Origin of the sequence: Pseudomonas sp. 32_A, assembly GCF_017490905.1 — a bacterium.
GTDB classification, from domain to species: domain Bacteria; phylum Pseudomonadota; class Gammaproteobacteria; order Pseudomonadales; family Pseudomonadaceae; genus Aquipseudomonas; species Aquipseudomonas inefficax.
In genome coordinates, this window is record NZ_JAFGYI010000023.1 from 79,919 (window position 1) to 93,987 (window position 14,069).

Annotated in this window: 11 protein-coding genes and 2 pseudogenes; 8 read left to right on the top strand and 5 right to left on the bottom strand. The window is 61.9% G+C overall.

Annotation, left to right across the window (positions count from 1 at the left end; translation table 11 throughout):
- Window positions 1–77: 77 nt before the first annotated feature.
- Window positions 78–2,381 carry a YgiQ family radical SAM protein gene (locus J5M58_RS15695; RefSeq protein ID WP_112253671.1) on the top strand — a complete coding sequence of 768 codons (2,304 nt, stop codon included), beginning with the start codon at window positions 78–80 and terminating at the stop codon, window positions 2,379–2,381.
- 121 nt (window positions 2,382–2,502) lie between these two features.
- Here the strand turns inward: J5M58_RS15695 and J5M58_RS15700 are convergent, their stop codons facing one another.
- Window positions 2,503–3,090, bottom strand: coding sequence for a TIGR00730 family Rossman fold protein (locus J5M58_RS15700; RefSeq protein WP_207878685.1), 588 nt, complete (start codon window positions 3,088–3,090; stop codon window positions 2,503–2,505).
- Window positions 3,091–3,439: 349 nt separating this feature from the next.
- Here J5M58_RS15700 and azu point away from each other — a divergent pair, with 349 nt between their 5' ends.
- A complete protein-coding gene (gene azu, locus J5M58_RS15705) occupies window positions 3,440–3,886 on the top strand; it encodes an azurin (RefSeq protein WP_085627326.1) in 447 nt (148 codons plus the stop codon).
- 111 nt (window positions 3,887–3,997) lie between these two features.
- On the opposite strand, the gene nadE is transcribed toward azu, so the two are convergent.
- Together nadE and pncB are read right to left on the bottom strand one after the other, a co-directional pair.
- On the bottom strand, window positions 3,998–4,825 hold the full coding sequence (gene nadE, locus J5M58_RS15710) for an ammonia-dependent NAD(+) synthetase (protein WP_112253669.1): 828 nt from the start codon (window positions 4,823–4,825) through the stop codon (window positions 3,998–4,000).
- A 3-nt stretch (window positions 4,826–4,828) separates the two neighbouring features.
- A complete protein-coding gene (pncB, locus tag J5M58_RS15715) occupies window positions 4,829–6,034 on the bottom strand; it encodes a nicotinate phosphoribosyltransferase (protein WP_112253668.1) in 1,206 nt (401 codons plus the stop codon).
- A 525-nt stretch (window positions 6,035–6,559) separates the two neighbouring features.
- Between pncB and J5M58_RS15720 the strand changes: the two genes are divergently transcribed.
- The 6 genes from J5M58_RS15720 to J5M58_RS15745 all read left to right on the top strand — a co-directional run bounded on the left by J5M58_RS15720 (window position 6,560) and on the right by J5M58_RS15745 (window position 13,123).
- Window positions 6,560–7,696, top strand: a complete 1,137-nt coding sequence (locus tag J5M58_RS15720; protein WP_075046518.1) for a branched-chain amino acid ABC transporter substrate-binding protein — start codon at window positions 6,560–6,562, stop codon at window positions 7,694–7,696.
- A gap of 154 nt (window positions 7,697–7,850) precedes the next feature.
- A complete protein-coding gene (locus J5M58_RS15725) occupies window positions 7,851–8,765 on the top strand; it encodes a branched-chain amino acid ABC transporter permease (protein ID WP_013974411.1) in 915 nt (304 codons plus the stop codon).
- A 2-nt stretch (window positions 8,766–8,767) separates the two neighbouring features.
- A complete protein-coding gene (gene livM, locus J5M58_RS15730; protein ID WP_112253667.1) occupies window positions 8,768–10,072 on the top strand; it encodes a high-affinity branched-chain amino acid ABC transporter permease LivM in 1,305 nt (434 codons plus the stop codon).
- Window positions 10,069–10,944 carry an ATP-binding cassette domain-containing protein gene (locus tag J5M58_RS15735; protein ID WP_010955466.1) on the top strand — a complete coding sequence of 292 codons (876 nt, stop codon included), beginning with the start codon at window positions 10,069–10,071 and terminating at the stop codon, window positions 10,942–10,944. The genes livM and J5M58_RS15735 overlap by 4 nt, the downstream gene beginning before the upstream one ends.
- Window positions 10,941–11,657, top strand: a complete 717-nt coding sequence (locus tag J5M58_RS15740; RefSeq protein WP_015271986.1) for an ABC transporter ATP-binding protein — start codon at window positions 10,941–10,943, stop codon at window positions 11,655–11,657. Before J5M58_RS15735 ends, J5M58_RS15740 begins: the two co-directional genes overlap by 4 nt.
- A gap of 698 nt (window positions 11,658–12,355) precedes the next feature.
- Entirely contained in the window at window positions 12,356–13,123 is a 768-nt protein-coding gene (locus J5M58_RS15745) for an SDR family oxidoreductase (RefSeq protein WP_013974408.1), read from the top strand.
- A gap of 98 nt (window positions 13,124–13,221) precedes the next feature.
- Here J5M58_RS15745 and J5M58_RS15750 read toward each other — a convergent pair.
- Together J5M58_RS15750 and J5M58_RS15755 are read right to left on the bottom strand one after the other, a co-directional pair.
- Window positions 13,222–13,950: pseudogene (locus J5M58_RS15750) on the bottom strand (AGE family epimerase/isomerase); the annotation flags it as partial.
- Between the two features lie 6 nt (window positions 13,951–13,956).
- A pseudogene (locus tag J5M58_RS15755) lies at window positions 13,957–14,069 on the bottom strand (TetR family transcriptional regulator); the annotation flags it as partial.

Sequence of the window (14,069 nt, forward strand, 5' to 3'; positions counted from 1 at the left end):
CCATCGTCGGATTTGGTCAAATTTTGTGCTATATTCCGCGCCCGCGATTTCCCTGCACACCAGAACCGGTCACTGACATGCAAGCAGCCAAACCACTCTACGACTATCCCAAGTACTGGGCCGAATGCTTCGGGCCAGCACCTTTCCTGCCGATGAGCAGGGAGGAGATGGATCTGCTCGGCTGGGATTCCTGCGACATCATCATCGTGACCGGTGATGCCTACGTCGACCATCCGTCGTTCGGCATGGCCATCATCGGCCGCCTGCTGGAGGCCCAGGGCTTCCGGGTGGGCATCATCGCCCAGCCGAACTGGCAGTCGAAAGACGACTTCATGAAGCTCGGCGAGCCGAACCTGTTCTTCGGCGTGGCCGCGGGCAACATGGACTCGATGATCAACCGCTACACCGCGGACAAGAAGATCCGGTCCGACGATGCCTACACCCCTGGTGGCCAGGCTGGCAGCCGTCCGGACCGCGCCAGCCTGGTGTACAGCCAGCGCTGCAAGGAAGCCTACAAGCATGTGCCGATCGTACTGGGCGGCATCGAGGCCTCGCTGCGCCGCATCGCCCACTACGACTACTGGCAGGACAAGGTTCGCCACTCGATCCTGATCGACGCCAGCGCCGACATCCTGCTGTTCGGCAACGCCGAGCGTGCGGTGGTCGAGGTGGCCCAGCGCCTGTCCAACGGCGAAAAGATCGAGACCATCACCGATGTGCGCGGCACTGCTTTCGTGCGTCGCGACACGCCTCAGGGCTGGTACGAGATCGATTCGACCCGCATCGACCGCCCGGGCCGCGTCGACAAGATCATCAACCCGTACGTGAATACCCAGGACACCCAGGCCTGTGCCATCGAACAGGCCAAGGGCGACCAGGAGGACCCGAACGAAGCCAAGGTCGTGCAGATTCTCGACAGCCCGAGCATGACCCGGGAAAAGTCGGTGATCCGCCTGCCGTCGTTCGAGAAGGTGCGTAACGACCCGGTACTCTATGCCCATGCCAACCGGGTGCTGCACCTGGAGACCAACCCGGGCAACGCCCGCGCCCTGGTGCAGAAACACGGCGAAGTGGATGTGTGGTTCAACCCGCCACCCATCCCCATGAGCACCGAGGAAATGGACTACGTGTTCGGCATGCCCTATGCCCGTGTGCCGCACCCTGCCTACGGCAAGGAGCGCATTCCGGCCTATGAGATGATCCGTTTCTCGGTGAACATCATGCGTGGCTGCTTCGGTGGCTGCACCTTCTGCTCGATCACCGAGCACGAAGGCCGCATCATCCAGAACCGCTCGCACGAGTCGATCCTGCACGAAATCGAAGAGATGCGTGACAAGGTGCCGGGCTTCACCGGCGTGGTCTCCGACCTTGGTGGCCCGACTGCCAACATGTACCGCATCGCCTGCAAGAGCCATGACATCGAGAAGCACTGCCGCAAGCCGTCGTGCGTGTTCCCGGGCATCTGCGAAAACCTCAACACCGACCACAGCTCGCTGATCGAGCTGTACCGCAAGGCTCGTGCCCTGCCGGGTGTGAAGAAGATCCTGATTGCCTCGGGCCTGCGTTATGACCTGGCGGTGGAGTCGCCGGAGTATGTCAAGGAGCTGGTCACCCACCATGTCGGCGGTTACCTGAAGATTGCCCCGGAGCACACCGAGCGTGGCCCGCTGGACAAGATGATGAAGCCGGGCATCGGCACCTATGACCGCTTCAAGCGCATGTTCGAGAAGTTCTCGAAAGAGGCGGGCAAGGAGCAGTACCTGATCCCGTACTTCATCGCCGCGCACCCGGGCACTACCGACGAAGACATGATGAACCTGGCCCTGTGGCTGAAAGGCAACGGCTTCCGAGCCGACCAGGTGCAGGCGTTCTACCCGTCGCCGATGGCCTCGGCCACGGCCATGTATCACTCGGGCAAGAACCCGCTGCGCAAGGTGACCTACAAGAGCGAAGGTGTGGAGATCGTCAAGAGCGAGGAGCAGCGCCGGCTGCACAAGGCGTTCTTGCGTTATCACGACCCGAAGGGCTGGCCGATGCTGCGTGAAGCGCTGCAGCGCATGGGCCGTGCCGACTTGATCGGGCCGGGCAAGCACCAGCTGATCCCGCTGCACCAGCCGCAGAGCGATACCTACCAGAGTGCGCGCCGCAAGAACTCGACCCCGGCGGGTAGCCACAAAGTGGGCAAGGAGCAGAAGGTCCTTACCCAGCACACAGGTCTGCCGCCGCGTGGCAGCGATGGCAGCAAGCCGTGGGACAAGCGTGAAAAGGCCAAGGCCGAAGCGTTTGCGCGTAACCAGCAGGCGGCCAAGGAGCGCAAGGAAGCGGGCAAGGGTGGTGGCGGCAAGAGCAAGAAGCCGCGTCAGCCGGTCATCCCGCGCTGATCTTGAAAGCTACATGGAACCCTGTGGGAGCGGGCGTGCCCGCGAATGCGATGGTGGATTCACTGCCGCATTCGCGGGCACGCCCGCTCCCACAGGTTAGGTGTTCGGCCTGCTGATCGTATCAGTCAGGCTTCCTGTCGACCCACTTCGGCGCCACCGGCGCAACAAAGCTGTCCATCCCGTCCAGCAGCTCATCAGGCTGTTGCCCCAGCAGCAACATCGCCCGATGCTGCGGCCGCACAAAGCCTTCTTCGACGATATGGTCGAGGAACCCGCCCAGCTTGTCGTAGAAGCCATTCACATCGAGCAGTCCCAGCGGCTTGGCGTGATAGCCCAATTGCCCCCAGGTCCATACCTCGAACAACTCTTCCAGCGTACCCAGCCCACCGGGCAGGGCGATGAAGGCATCGCTAAGCTCGGCCATGCGGGCCTTGCGCGCGTGCATGCCATCCACCACTTCCAAGCGAGTCAGGCCCTTATGGCCGACTTCAGCGTCCAGCAGGCTCTGTGGAATGATTCCTACCACTTCGCCAGCGGCTGCCATGGCCGCATCGGCCACCACGCCCATCAGGCCGACTGCGCCGCCGCCATAGACCAGTGTCAGGCCGCGACGGGCGATCGCCTGCCCCAGCGCGATGGCTGCTTCACGGTAGGCGGGGTTGGCACCAATGCTGGCGCCGCAGAACACACAAACGGAACGTACGGGCATTGCTCATCTCCAGTCACTCAGGCTGACAGGGTAAGGGCCATGTCCTACAGTTCCAAGGCCGGTTTCACTCCGGCCGGGAGAATTCACATATGGCGCCAGTCGCTCCATGGGCGTAGGCCGCCAGCAGGCTGTTCATCAAGCTACCAAGGGTCATTTCGTATTGCTCCTAAATGAGAGGTTGTCCCATCGTCCAATAAAAGGGCATGATGTGCTCTTAGATTGGTTGTATACAATCGATTGAACAATTCAACTGGCTGGCCGCTTGCCGCCCCTTTGACTCATGTCAGCAGGGGGCTGAACGGTTTCAGGCAGTCTCGCAATTGATAAAACCCTGCCAAGGAGATTCATGATGTTTGCGAAAGCTGTAGCGGTATCCCTGCTGACCCTCGCCAGCGCCTCCGTCTTCGCCGCCGACTGCAAAGTCACTGTCGATTCGACTGACCAGATGTCGTTCAATACCAAAGAGTTCACTGTCGACAAGAGCTGCAAGACCGTTGAAATCGAACTGACCCACGGTGGCAAGCTGCCGAAGAACGTCATGGGCCACAACCTGGTGATCAGCAAGACTGCCGACATGCAGGCCATCGCCACCGAAGGCATGACGCAAGGTCTGGAAAAGGACTACATCAAGGCTGACAACGCAGCGATCATCGGCCACACCAAAATGATCGGTGCCGGTGAAAAATCCAGCATCACCCTGGACACTTCCAAACTGGAAGCGGGCGGCGATTACAGCTTCTTCTGCACCTTCCCGGGCCACATCTCGATGATGAAGGGCAAGGTCGTCGTCAAGTAATCAAAGGCTGACGGTGAACCCTGTGGGAGCGGGTTCACCCGCGAATGCGTCGGTGGCTTCACCATCGTATTCGCGGGTGAACCCGCTCCCACAGGTCCTTCTATAGCCTTATCAAGGGGCGAACGGCAGTTCGCGCTTGTGCTGGGTCTTGCGGTAGGTGGCAACGATGATGTCGAACGCTTCCTGGTCAACCGGCTGCCCGTGCAGGAAGGCATCGATCTGCTGGTAGGTGATGCCATGTGATGCTTCGTCCGGCTTGCCTGGCGCAAGGTCTTCCAAGTCCGCAGTTGGTACCTTCTCCACCAGTGACTCCGGCGCGCCAAAGCTGCGCGCAATTGCCCGCACCTGGTTCTTCACCAGGCCGCTCAGCGGCGCCAGGTCGCAAGCGCCATCGCCAAACTTCGTGTAGAAGCCCATCACCGCCTCGGCGGCATGGTCGGTGCCGATCACCAGGCCTGCACGCGCGCCGGCAATGGTGTACTGGGCGACCATGCGCATGCGCGCCTTCACATTACCCACCACGAAGTCCACCAGGCTGGGCGAGCCACCCTTGAGCGCTTCAGTCTCTGCAGCAAGCGCCTTGACCGCTGGCGCGATGTCGATGGTGTGCACTTCATCGGCCTTGATCACATCCAGGCAAGCCTGGGCGTCGTGCTCGTCATGCTGAACGTGATAGGGCAGGCGCACCGCGATGAAGGTGTAGGCCTTGTCGCCGGTTTCGGCGCGCAACTCATTGATGGCACGCTGGGCGAGCAGGGCGGCGGTCAGCGAGTCGACGCCGCCGCTGATGCCCAGCACCAGGGTCTTGAGCCGGGCGTTGGCCAGGCAATCCTTGATGAACGCCACGCGCCGGGCCACTTCGGCCTCGAGCGCGGCGGCGTCGGCGAACGGCGGCTGTACCTTCAGCGCCTGGGCAATCTCTTGCTGAACCGCTTGCATGGGTTACTCCTTGCTGGGGACTTTGAATACATGGCGCATGTAGGCGACGAAGTTCTCGTCGCGGCATTGGGTCTTGGCGGCTTCGTCCGAGATCTTCGCTACCGGCGCGCCGTTGCAGTCGGTCATTTTGAGCACAATGCTCATCGGGGCCACACCCGGGATATCACAGGTCAGGTTGGTGCCGATGCCAAAGCTGACATTGATGCGACCGCGCAAGGCTCGGAAGATTTCCAGCGAGCGGGTCAGGTTGAGACCGTCGGAAAACACCAGGGTCTTGGTCATCGGGTCGATACCCAGTTTCTGGTAATGGGCAATGGCCTTTTCCGCCCAGGCCACCGGTTCGCCGGAGTCGTGGCGCAGGCCGTCGAACAGCTTGGCGAAGTACAGGTCGAAATCGCCGAGGAAGGCATCCATGGTGATGCAGTCGGTCAGGGCGATGCCGAGCAGGCCGCGGTACTCGCGCACCCAGCAGTCCAGTGCGGCGATCTGGCTGTCGATCAGCCGCGGGCCGAGTTGCTGGTGGGCCATGATCCATTCATGGGCCATGGTGCCCAGCGGCTTGATATCCAGTTTCCATGCCAGGTCGACATTGCTGGTGCCGACGAAGCGGCCCGGGAAATCGTCGCGCAGCACGCGCACCACTTCTTCCTGCACACGGCTGGAAAAGCGCCGGCGAGTGCCGAAGTCGGCCACCTGCATTTCGGCCAGTTCATCATCAGTGGCATGTGCGCGTAGCCAGTCGAACTTGCGGTACAGCTGGTCGCGGGCCTCTGCCAGGCGCATGCGCGGGTGCAGATGGCGGTTGCGCACTTCGCTGATGATCGCCAGCAGCGGCACTTCGAACAGGATCACATGTAGCCACGGGCCTTTGAGGCGCAGGAACAGCTGGTCGTTTTCTATCCCCAGGCGTACGTAGCGCAGGTTGAAGCGGAACAGGCGCAGAAAGCGCAGGAAGTCAGGCTTGAGGAAGCTGATGCGTTCGAGGAAGGCCAGCTGGCCGTCATCCAGGGTCAGGTCGCTGAGCAGTTCGAGCTGGTTGCGGATCTCGCCGAGGTAGGGGCGCAGGTCCTCGCCGTTGCGACAGCGGAATTCCCATTCGACGTCGGCGTCCGGGTAGTTGTGAAGTACGCCCTGCATCATGGTGAGTTTGTAGAAGTCGGTGTCGAGCAGGTTGTGCACGATGCGCTCGGCGAATGCGCTCTCGCTCATCAATGGGGCTCCGGAAGCGGCGAATGGCGGACATTGTGCCAGCCTTTTGCGGCTTGTTGGGCCTGTACCGGCCTCTTCGCGGGTAAACCCGCTCCCACAGGTACTGCACCGCCCTTGAACCTAGTGGGGGCTCTGTGGGAGCGGGTTTACCCGCGAAGAGGCCGGAACTGCCAAAACCGCGTGTTTTTCCGTGCACCAGCTAGCCTTGAAACGGTGCCGCCTGTAGCAGTCGCGCACCAGCTGTGTGCAGTTCGGTGACGTCCGCTGTTACAGGGCGGTTGCACGTAAACACTTGCCAGGGTTGCAATGATGGCACTCGATGGTTGCTCCTTGTCTGTACGTGTGGTGGCGCCTGCCGCATGGCAGACGGTTGCACGCTCAATAAAGAAAAGGCCGTCGGTCGCCTGGCGCCAACCTGTAACGGGTGTTTTTCCGAAAGACAAAACCTATGGCACGGCCCTTGCTCGGAGCACAGGGCTGAGAAGTTGTAGTGCCAACCAAAAAAAACTCTAGGAGCACCACCTCATGTCGCAGACGTTTTACAAGAAAGGTTTCCTGGCTCTGGCCGTAGCTACGGCACTGGGTGTTTCTTCGTATGTTCAGGCCGACGTCAAGATCGGTGTAGCGGGCCCGATGACCGGAGCCAACGCAGCGTTTGGCGAGCAGTACATGAAAGGTGCGCAGGCAGCGGCCGACAAGATCAACGCCGCCGGTGGCGTGAACGGCGAGAAAATCGTCCTGGTCAAAGGCGATGACGCCTGCGAACCGAAGCAGGCCGTGGCCGTGGCCAACCGCCTGGTCGACCAGGACAAGGTGATCGGTGTGGTCGGCCACTTCTGTTCGTCCAACACCATCCCGGCCTCCGAGGTGTATGACGAGGCTGGCGTCATTGCCATCACCCCGGGCTCCACCAACCCACAGGTCACCGAGCGCGGCCTGGGCGCCATGTTCCGCATGTGCGGCCGTGACGACCAGCAGGGCATCGTCGCCGGCGACTACATCGTCGACGTGCTCAAGGGCAAGAAAGTCGCGGTGTTGCACGACAAGGACACCTACGGCCAGGGCCTGGCCGACGCGACCAAGGCACAGCTGGAGAAACGCGGCGTCAAGCCGGTGCTGTACGAAGGCCTGACTCGCGGCGAGAAGGACTTCAGCGCCGTGGTCACCAAGATCCGTTCCACCGGTGCCGACGTGGTCTACTTCGGCGGCCTCCATCCGGAAGCCGGCCCGCTGGTGCGTCAGCTGCGCGAGCAGGGCCTGAAGGACGTCAAGTTCATGTCCGATGACGGCATCGTCACCGACGAACTGGTGTCCACCGCCGGCGGCGCGCAGTACGTCGATGGCGTGTACATGACCTTCGGTGCCGACCCGCGCCTGCTGCCAGACAGCAAGGCCGTGGTGGAGGAGTTCCGCAAGGCCGGTACCGAACCTGAAGGCTACACCCTGTACGCCTACGCCTCGCTGCAGGCTTTGGCTGCCGCATTCAACGGTGCCAAGTCGAACAAGGGCGAAGCTGCTGCCGAGTGGCTCAAGGCCAACCCGGTGCAGACCGTCATGGGCGAGAAAAAGTGGGACAAGAAGGGTGACCTGACCGTGTCCGACTACGTGGTCTACCAGTGGGATGCCCAAGGCAAGTACCACCAGCTGGAAAAACAAAAATAACAACGGCCCATGGCCCGGGCGCGTCAGCCCCGGGCCAAAGCCCCGCGGTACCTGTCTTTATCCGTAGATCTGCACAGTTCTGCGCTGCGAGGGCCGCCTGTCCCAGGCCCGCCGTGGTCGGCGCTCGTGCAATCTCAATAGGTGAGATTGCGTTATGGATGGTATTTTCCTGCAGCAACTGGTCAACGGCCTGACCCTCGGGTCGGTCTATGGCCTGATCGCCATCGGCTACACAATGGTCTATGGCATCATCGGCATGATCAACTTCGCGCACGGCGAGGTTTACATGATTTCCGCGTACCTCGCGGCGATCAGCCTGGCATTGCTGGCTTATTTTGGTATCGAGTCGTTCCCCCTGTTGATGCTGGGCACCCTGTTGTTCACCATCGTCGTCACCGGCGTATACGGCTTCACCATCGAACGCATCGCCTACAAACCCCTGCGCAACTCTACCCGCCTGGCACCGCTGATCAGTGCCATCGGCATCTCGCTGATCCTGCAGAACTACGCGCAGATCAGCCAGGGTGCGCGCCAGCAAGGCGTGCCGACCCTGCTTGAAGGCGCCTGGCGCGTCGAAGTGGGCACCGGCTTCGTGCAACTGACCTACACCAAGATTTTCATCCTGGTGGCAGCCTTCGTCGGTATGGGCTTGCTCACCTACGTGATCAAGTACACCAAGCTCGGCCGCATGTGCCGTGCCACCCAGCAAGACCGCAAGATGGCCTCGATCCTGGGCATCAACACCGACCGGGTCATCTCCTACGTGTTCGTCATCGGTGCGGTAATGGCTGCCTTGGCCGGCGTGCTGATCACCATGAACTACGGCACCTTCGACTTCTACGCCGGCTTCATCATCGGTATCAAGGCGTTCACTGCCGCAGTACTCGGCGGCATCGGCTCGCTGCCTGGCGCCATGCTCGGCGGGATCATCCTGGGCATTTCCGAGTCGCTGTTCTCTGGCCTGATCAACTCCGATTACAAGGACGTATTCAGCTTCTCGCTGCTGGTGATGATCCTTATCTTCCGCCCACAAGGCCTGCTGGGTCGCCCGCTCGTGGCTAAGGTGTGAACATGTCCATTGCCAAAACTGCCGCTGTAAGCGAAACCAACAAGGGTTTCGACCTTAAACGCAGCTTGCTGGAGACCATCGTCGCCGGCCTGCTGGCACTCATCGTGTTTGGCCCGGTCGTCGGCGTGGTGCTCGACGGCTACACCTTCAATGCCGAGCCGCGGCGTGTGGCGTGGCTGGTCGGCGGGGTGATGCTCGGGCGCTTCCTGCTCAGCCTGTACCTGCAGACAGCCGCCGGACGGCGCATGCTGGAAGGCTTCGATAGCGGCGGCTCGGGCGTGCATGTGCGCGCGCCGAACTACGTGTCGCGCCTGCGCTACATCATCCCGGCGCTGGTGGTGATCGCCATCGTCTTCCCGATCTTCGCCAACAAGTACCTGCTGACCGTGGTCATTCTCGGCCTGATCTACGTGCTGCTGGGCCTGGGCCTGAACATCGTGGTCGGCCTGGCCGGCCTGCTCGACCTGGGCTACGTGGCGTTCTATGCCATTGGCGCGTACGGCCTGGCGCTGGGTTACCAATACCTTGGCCTGGGCTTCTGGAGCGTGCTGCCACTGGCGGCCATCGCTGCGGCGCTGGCGGGGTGCATACTCGGTTTCCCGGTGCTGCGAATGCATGGCGATTACCTGGCGATCGTGACCCTGGGTTTTGGCGAAATCATCCGCCTGGTGCTGAACAACTGGCTGTCGTTCACCGGTGGCCCGAATGGCATGCCGGCGCCGGCACCGACCTTCTTTGGCCTGGAATTCGGCCGCCGGGCCAAGGACGGCGGGGTGCCGATCCATGAGTTCTTCGGCTTCGATTACAACGCCAACCTCAAGTTCGTGTTCATCTACGCGGTGCTGTTCATCGTCGTGCTGGCCGTGCTGTACATCAAGCACCGCCTGACCCGCATGCCGGTCGGCCGTGCCTGGGAAGCGCTGCGCGAAGACGAGATCGCCTGCCGCTCGATGGGCCTGAACCACGTGCTGGTCAAGCTCTCGGCCTTCACCCTGGGTGCCTCTACCGCTGGCCTGGCAGGGGTGTTCTTCGCCACCTACCAGGGCTTCGTCAACCCGTCGTCGTTCACCTTCTTCGAATCGGCGCTGATCCTCGCCATCGTCGTGCTTGGCGGTATGGGCTCGACCGTGGGCGTGGTGATCGCGGCGTTCGTGCTGACCGTGGCGCCGGAGCTGCTGCGCAGCTTCTCCGAATACCGGGTGCTGCTGTTCGGTGTGCTGATGGTGCTGATGATGATCTGGCGACCGCGTGGGCTGATACGCATCAGCCGTACCGGTGTGACCCCGCGTAAAGGAGTGGCGCCATGAGCGACGATATCATTCTCTCGGTCGACAACCTGATGATGCAGTTCGGTGGCATCAAGGCGCTCAGCGATGTCAGCCTGAAGGTCCGGCGTAACCAGATCTTCGCCCTCATCGGCCCCAACGGCGCCGGCAAGACCACTGTATTCAACTGCCTGACCGGCTTCTACAAAGCCAGTGGCGGGCGCATCGAACTGAACGTGCGCGGCAGCCATACCAATGTCATCCAGCTGCTCGGCGAGCGCTTCCAGGCGGCCGATTTCGTGTCGCCGGCGCGCTTTGCCAACCGCATGTACTACAAGATGTTCGGCGGTACCCACCTGGTCAACCGTGCCGGCCTGGCACGCACCTTCCAGAACATTCGCCTGTTCAAGGAAATGTCGGTGGTGGAGAACCTGCTGGTGGCCCAGCACATGTGGGTCAACCGCAACTTGCTGGCCGGGGTGCTCAACACCAAGGCCTACCGCAAGGCCGAGAGCGACGCACTGGACCATGCGTTCTACTGGCTGGAAGTGGTCGATCTGGTCGATTGCGCCAACCGCCTGGCCGGTGAGCTGTCGTACGGCCAGCAGCGCCGTCTGGAGATTGCCCGGGCCATGTGCACGCGGCCGAAGATCATCTGCCTGGACGAACCGGCGGCTGGCCTGAACCCACAGGAAACCGAGGCCCTAAGCCGCATGATCCGCGTGCTGCGTGACGAGCACGACATCACCGTGGTGCTGATCGAACATGACATGGGCATGGTCATGAGCATTTCCGACCATATCGTGGTGCTCGACCACGGCAACGTGATTGCCGAAGGTGCGCCGCAGGATATCCGCCACAACCCGACGGTGATCGCCGCCTACCTGGGTGCCGATGAAGAGGAGCTGGTATGAGTGCACCCATTCTCGAACTGAAGGACCTGGACGTGTTCTACGGCCCGATCCAGGCGCTGAAAAAGGTCTCGATGCACATCAACGAGGGCGAGACGGTCAGCCTGATCGGCGCCAACGGTGCCGGCAAGTCGACCCTGCTGATGTCGATCTTCGGCCAGCCGCGCGCGGCGTCAGGGCATATCGTGTACCGCGGCACCGACATCACTCGCAAGTCGTCGCACTACATCGCCTCCAACGGTATTGCCCAGTCGCCTGAAGGGCGTCGGGTATTCCCCGACATGACCGTTGAGGAGAACCTGATGATGGGTACCATCCCCATCGGCGACAAGCATGCCGACGAAGACATGCAGCGCATGTACGAGCTGTTCCCACGTTTGAAGGAGCGGCGTAACCAAAGGGCCATGACCATGTCCGGAGGCGAGCAGCAGATGCTGGCCATTGCCCGCGCGCTGATGAGCCGGCCAAAGTTGTTGCTGCTGGATGAGCCATCGCTGGGGCTGGCACCGATCGTGGTCAAGCAGATCTTCTCGACCTTGCGCGAACTGGCCAAGACCGGGATGACCATCTTCCTGGTGGAGCAGAACGCCAACCATGCGCTTAAACTGTCGGACCGGGCTTATGTGATGGTCAACGGGCAGATTCGCATGAGTGGGACGGGGCAGGAGCTGCTGGTCAACGAGGAAGTGCGCAACGCCTATCTCGGCGGGCATTGAGTTGCATTCGGGGGCCGCTTTGCGGCCCATCGCGATACAAGGCCGCTCCTACAGGCGATCTGCGATTCCATGTGCCATCGCGGCCCCTTGTAGGAGCGGCCTTGTGTCGCGATGGGCTGCAAAGCAGCCCCGATTCCAAATGTGGACAACTTGTCGCGGGCCTGCCTCCATACACTCCAGCATCCCATCTCAAGCCCTTGTTTCCACAGGCCCGATCTTTTCCACGGATAATGTGGAACCGCCTGTGGAAAACATGGTGGCATCTCGCTCAAGCCCTTTGATAGCAAGCCCTGCAGCTTCATGATCATTTTTTGATCACAAGCGCCTTGTGGATGATTTTCCCAGGTTTTTCAAAGCCCTGCATTCATTCCAAGGCTCGCGCAAAGCCTGTGGATAACCCTGTGAAAAAACCTTGGACAGACCGCTGCAGGCAGCATGCTTGGAAGCCCTGCGCCATCACCGAAAAGATATCCACCGACCGAAAGTCGCTGAAAGGGTTCCGCAGCGTGGGCAAGTTGCCCCCAATCCGTGGGGAAAGCCTTGTGGATAACGTGCGCATAGCTGCTGCCGAGCCCTCTGCTGCAAGGCTTTGCCGCATGTGATCAAAAAATGAACAGTGGCGCGGGCGGGTTGCTGCAAGCGCCCGGCGCGGGCATGCTGCAACACTGCCGATGACAACCCACCGTGAGGAACAGAGCATGACGTCCACCGTATTCATCACTGGCGCGACTTCCGGTTTCGGCGAGGCCACAGCCCGCCGCTTCGCCGAAGCCGGCTGGAAGCTGGTGCTCACTGGCCGCCGCAAGGAGCGCCTGGATGCCCTGTGCGCCGAACTGTCGGCCAAGACCGAAGTGCACGGCCTGGTGCTCGACGTCCGTGACCGCAAGGCCATGGAGCAGGCCATCGCCAACCTGCCGGCCGGCTTCGACAAGTTGCGCGGCCTGGTCAACAACGCAGGCCTGGCGCTGGGTGTGGACGCGGCGCAGAACTGCAGCCTGGACGACTGGGAAACCATGGTCGACACCAACATCAAGGGCCTGATGTACACCACCCGCCTGCTGCTGCCACGGCTGATCGCCCATGGCCGTGGGGCGTCTATCCTCAACGTGGGTTCGGTGGCAGGCAACTACCCGTACCCGGGCAGCAACGTGTACGGCGGCACCAAGGCCTTCGTCGGCCAGTTCTCGTTGAGCCTGCGCTGCGATCTGCGGGGTACGGGCGTGCGTGTGAGCAACATCGAGCCGGGCCTGTGCGAGAGCGAGTTCTCGCTGGTGCGCTTCGGCGGTGACCAGGCCAAATATGACGCCACCTATGCCGGTGCCGAGCCGATCCAGCCGCAGGACATTGCCGAGACCATCTTCTGGATCCTCAACCAGCCGGCACATATCAACATCAACAGCCTCGAGCTGATGCCGGTGAGCCAGGACTGGGCAGGGTTTTCGATCGACCGGTCGGTCAAGGGCTGATCCGAGGGCCTCTTCGCGGGTAAACCCGCTCCCACAGGTACTGCACCGGTTTCAGAGCAGGCGCTATCCCTGTGGGAGCGGGTTCACCCGCGAATGCGTCAGCCCAGGCGCTGCAGCCCTTCCAGGCAAGTCGCCAAATGGTAGGGCGTAGTCGAAGGCATGTCATGCCGGCTGACACTGCCTTGCCCATCCCGGCACTCATACCAGCCCGCTTCACGCAGGAACCGTATTTCCAGCGCCTGCAGCTGCCCGGCCAGCTTCGCCTCGCCTCCTGTCCGCAAGACCAACGCACGCAGATACTCCGCCTGTGCCCAGATCCGCTGGGTGGCGTCGAGCACCTGGCCATCCACATCCAGCATCGCCAGCACCGCCGCATCCTTCACCCCGTACTGCTCGGCAAAGCCAAAGGCCCGGTCGATGGACGCATGCAGCGGCGTATCACGCAGCAATGGCGAGGTATGCAGCAGGTAGAACCACTCGAACTGGTGCCCCGGCTCGAACCAGTTATCCACAGCGCCGCGTGGCTTTTCCAGCATCAGGCCGTGGGCCGGTTCGATGAAGTGCGCCTGCAGCGCCTCGCACAGTTGCAGCAGCGATTGCCGAGCGTGCTCGTCCTCACGCACCGCCAGCACTTGCAGGAAGGCTTCGGCCAGGTGCATCTGCGGGTTTTGCAGCGGGCCGCTGCCAAGGTCTGCCCAGTCTTCAGCGAGGCTGGCTTCGTACAGGCCATCGTCGCGGGCGAACTGCTGGTCGATGATGTCCAGCGCGGCGTTCAGCGTGGACTCCACCAGGTTTTCACGCACCTTGCCCCAGTAATGCGCACAGGCTACCGATCAGCCCGGGTTGCCAAGCCCCTGCCAATGCCGCGCACCCACGAAGATGAAGCGCAACTGCTGGGTGATCTTTTCCTGCGGTGTCAGCGCCTGTGGGTAACCCGCTTCGGGGC

What these genes read in the sequence shown, in the direction of transcription:
- livM (WP_112253667.1), top strand. Translation starts at nt 8,768, where the DNA reads ATGTCCATTGCCAAAACTGCCGCTGTAAGCGAAACCAACAAGGGTTTC.
- J5M58_RS15735 (WP_010955466.1), top strand. Translation starts at nt 10,069, where the DNA reads ATGAGCGACGATATCATTCTCTCGGTCGACAACCTGATGATGCAGTTC.
- azu (WP_085627326.1), top strand. Translation starts at nt 3,440, where the DNA reads ATGTTTGCGAAAGCTGTAGCGGTATCCCTGCTGACCCTCGCCAGCGCC.
- J5M58_RS15720 (WP_075046518.1), top strand. Translation starts at nt 6,560, where the DNA reads ATGTCGCAGACGTTTTACAAGAAAGGTTTCCTGGCTCTGGCCGTAGCT.
- J5M58_RS15745 (WP_013974408.1), top strand. Translation starts at nt 12,356, where the DNA reads ATGACGTCCACCGTATTCATCACTGGCGCGACTTCCGGTTTCGGCGAG.
- J5M58_RS15740 (WP_015271986.1), top strand. Translation starts at nt 10,941, where the DNA reads ATGAGTGCACCCATTCTCGAACTGAAGGACCTGGACGTGTTCTACGGC.
- J5M58_RS15695 (WP_112253671.1), top strand. Translation starts at nt 78, where the DNA reads ATGCAAGCAGCCAAACCACTCTACGACTATCCCAAGTACTGGGCCGAA.
- nadE (WP_112253669.1), bottom strand. Translation starts at nt 4,825, where the DNA reads ATGCAAGCGGTTCAGCAAGAGATTGCCCAGGCGCTGAAGGTACAGCCG.
- pncB (WP_112253668.1), bottom strand. Translation starts at nt 6,034, where the DNA reads ATGAGCGAGAGCGCATTCGCCGAGCGCATCGTGCACAACCTGCTCGAC.
- J5M58_RS15700 (WP_207878685.1), bottom strand. Translation starts at nt 3,090, where the DNA reads ATGCCCGTACGTTCCGTTTGTGTGTTCTGCGGCGCCAGCATTGGTGCC.
- J5M58_RS15725 (WP_013974411.1), top strand. Translation starts at nt 7,851, where the DNA reads ATGGATGGTATTTTCCTGCAGCAACTGGTCAACGGCCTGACCCTCGGG.